Genomic DNA, 3,106 nt, shown 5'->3' with positions numbered 1-3,106 from the left:
CACAGGTCTGTAGTAAGTGTCATCCTAGAAGAGAAAACTTTTTGTGTCCCTTCTCCCTATAGTGAGTCGTATTAATTACCCCTTGACAAGCAGAGAAAACTATGAGTCAAAAACATGACCGCACAGGTCTGTAGTAAGTGTCATCCTAGAAGAGAAAACTTTTTGTGTCCCTTCTCCCTATAGTGAGTCGTATTAATTATCCCTTGACAAGTAGAGAAAACTATGAGTCAAAAACATGACCACACAGGTCTGTAGTAAGTGTCATCCTAGACTATGGTCTCCTCTAGGTCTCCTTATAAACATCAGCCATCACATTGACCAGCCTATCAACCTCGACCTCTTTAGCATAACGGTCGTACGTAATAGACCCTGAACTATGCCCCATGATCGCCTGTGCATACGCCAACTCGACCCCATGTTGTTTTAACTGGGCCGCAACTGTATGTCTAAACGAGTGAAACGCTAAGCCGCTACGGTCTACGAGGACTTTAGGCAACAACGTCCGATTAAACCATTTACTCACCTGCTCACCGTAACCGTTCTTCATGAGACGCAGACCATCGAACACCATAGCGTCATCACCGTCAGCGCCTCTACGGGTCTCTACAAGCGCCATAAAGTCAGCCAATATAAAACCATAGGCCCCATCGACCAGAGGCACACAGCGGTCACTATGAGCGTTCTTGATGCTCTTACCGGGTAGACTACTATCGTCTTCATTGATATGAATATAAACGGTTCCCGCCTCAGTGGTCCTGACGTCTTTGACCTGTAGTTGGGCTATTTCATTGAGTCTCGCCCCAGTGATAGCAGCCAAGGCGGTAACATAATAATGATACGGCTTACCAGAGGTCTTCTGAGAGTATGCCTTAGCTGCGACCAGTAGTTGCCCCACCTGCTCCGTAGAGAAGGCGTTACGGGCCCCTGAGGCTTTACGCTGAGGGACTTTAAGCTCCAGACCCTCAGTCATGTTCTTTTTAATCAAGTCATTGCGCACAGCCCACCTAAAGACAGCAGCCATCTTAATAAGATACTTGTTGTTGATGGTAACGACATCCAGACAATCTGTCTTATCTTCACGGCTCAACAGGTCAGCAAGTGGGACATCCTTGAAGCGCTGCTTACGGTTCCTAGGTAACTGCTGGAGCACATCACGGACCCTAAGCATGTCAGCCCTGTTAGCGTCTGCATTGAGACCCAGATGGTCGAATATTTCGATTAACGCAGCGTGTGACGCCTTGTTTTCCCTTAAGGTTGCAGGCTTCCAGTTCTGATAGTTCTCCGCTTCGTATTGTTCAAAGAGGCTCGCTATGGTAATGCTAGGCGTAACTTCTGGTTTTACTTCTGGAGCATTAACAGATAGGGACACAGAGTCTGCTTGGTTATCTTGCCTATCAATATCATTAAAAAGATCGACGTAATCTATCAGAGGCTGACTGTCTCCCGCTTCGATACGCCTCATACAGGCTTTTAGCACCTTCAGGGCCTCATTGATGTAACGATGCTGGTCAATGCTTAGCGGCTCACTAGCCAGAGCATCGGTAAGGCTCTCACCAAGTTCTCCGTATTGGTCCCGGTAGATATCCCTCATGTCAGGCTCAAAGAGATCTGAACGGCCCATAGACAGTTCACACTCAGCGATGTCCTTAAGGTGTTCCCTCATTTCCTCATAGGTAGCGTTGGGTCTGTCTGCGTGTATTGCCTTGAGTGCTGCCTTTATGTGCCTTGAGTAAGCCATAGCGGTGCGTCTATCCTTGGTCCGTAATGATATTGAGGTCATTCTATCATTGTTTGATTGTCTGACCCTAAGACGGAAGTAGTAGACGCCGTTACGCTGGTAGAGATAGTAGACTGCTGGAAGTTTGTGACTACTGGATAGCTGAATCATATGTCTGCATGCCCTGAGAGGGTTACACAGTGGGTTACAGTAAGTAACTCTGCAAGGAGGCTTAAAGCCGTATCCCTTAGGATTCAGTAGGTTGGAGTACTTTAAGAAAGGTCATGGAGCGGGCAGCGGGAATCGAACCCGCATCATCAGCTTGGAAGGCTGAGGTAATAGCCATTATACGATGCCCGCATATGGTGCCGACTACCGGAATCGAACTGGTGACCTACTGATTACAAGTCAGTTGCTCTGCCTGCTGAGCTAAGTCGGCGCTGGCCCACCACCGAGGACTCGAACCTCGCACCGTCAACTTAGAAGGTTGATGCTCTATCCGGATGAGCTAGTGGTGGTTGGTGGCCCTTGCTGGACTTGAACCAGCGACCTGGCGATTATGAGTCGCTCGCTCTGACCAACTGAGCTAAAGGGCCGGAGGCAGAATAATAACCATATGTCATCACATCTGCAAACTCATCTGACCACCAGCGCGTTTAACGCCCTGTGCCATTTTTCAGGCACAAAAAAACCCGCATAAAGCGGGTTCTTTCAAGTGTCCATGTCTGCTATTCGCCTCGCGATACAGCTTTGCGAAGCTTACCGTAATTGAAGCAGTTTATGTGCAAAAATGCAAGAACTTTTTTAAAGCTGCATCAACCTTTCCACCAGTTTATCTCTGCGAACAACAAACCAACCATTGGCTCTCGCCAGTTCCAGCCATGACTCAAGGGAAATAACAATATCATCATCCCGTAACTGAATTGTGGAAACAGTGACACCGCCTCTCTGATAACAGAGAACTCGCGTGTCGTAACTTTTCTGGCATGAAACTGGCGTTGACGGATCCCTTTGACTGAAATAGCAGTCTTCCAGTTTTTCGAACACATCCCACGCCTGATCGGTTTCGAGCATTTTGCCGTGGCGTGCTGCGCCTCGTTCTGTCCAGAGGATGAGGGAGCGGGCTTTGGGTGAAACTGGATTTTGTGAGTAGTTTAAAGCGACCCGCAATTCTTTAAGGTCATTACCAACAACTTTGAAAAAGTGTTTCCCTTCAACGAAGCGTACTTTGTTCTCATGATGATTCTGGCGAATACGCACCGGCTCAGTGCCGTAAAGCTGCGCCAAAAGTTCGGTGGTAATAACAGGAATCTGTGAGGTGTACTGGCAATAGCGGACACTACCATTTGTTCTTTTTTTAAGCAGCCATCTGATGATATTTTTCCCTGA

The 3,106-nt window shown here is 47.7% G+C and carries 2 protein-coding genes and 4 tRNA genes; all 6 read right to left on the bottom strand.

The features are described from left to right. Window positions 1-283: 283 nt before the first annotated feature. Window positions 284-1,888, bottom strand: a complete 1,605-nt coding sequence (locus ABZJ92_RS20930; protein ID WP_000615491.1) for a site-specific integrase — start codon at window positions 1,886-1,888, stop codon at window positions 284-286. A 114-nt stretch (window positions 1,889-2,002) separates the two neighbouring features. Continuing rightward, a tRNA-Gly gene (locus ABZJ92_RS20925) sits at window positions 2,003-2,077 on the bottom strand. A 3-nt stretch (window positions 2,078-2,080) separates the two neighbouring features. Next, window positions 2,081-2,156, bottom strand: a tRNA-Thr gene (locus ABZJ92_RS20920). Between the two features lie 2 nt (window positions 2,157-2,158). Beyond that, window positions 2,159-2,235, bottom strand: a tRNA-Arg gene (locus ABZJ92_RS20915). Between the two features lies 1 nt (window position 2,236). Next, a tRNA-Ile gene (locus ABZJ92_RS20910) sits at window positions 2,237-2,313 on the bottom strand. 208 nt (window positions 2,314-2,521) lie between these two features. Next, a complete protein-coding gene (locus ABZJ92_RS20905; RefSeq protein ID WP_072075205.1) occupies window positions 2,522-3,082 on the bottom strand; it encodes an ORF6N domain-containing protein in 561 nt (186 codons plus the stop codon). Window positions 3,083-3,106 lie beyond the last annotated feature (24 nt).

This window comes from Shigella sp. FJ200513 (assembly GCF_040495915.1).
Classification (GTDB): Bacteria; Pseudomonadota; Gammaproteobacteria; order Enterobacterales; family Enterobacteriaceae; genus ECMA0423.
This window is presented reverse-complemented; position numbering and strand designations above follow the sequence as displayed.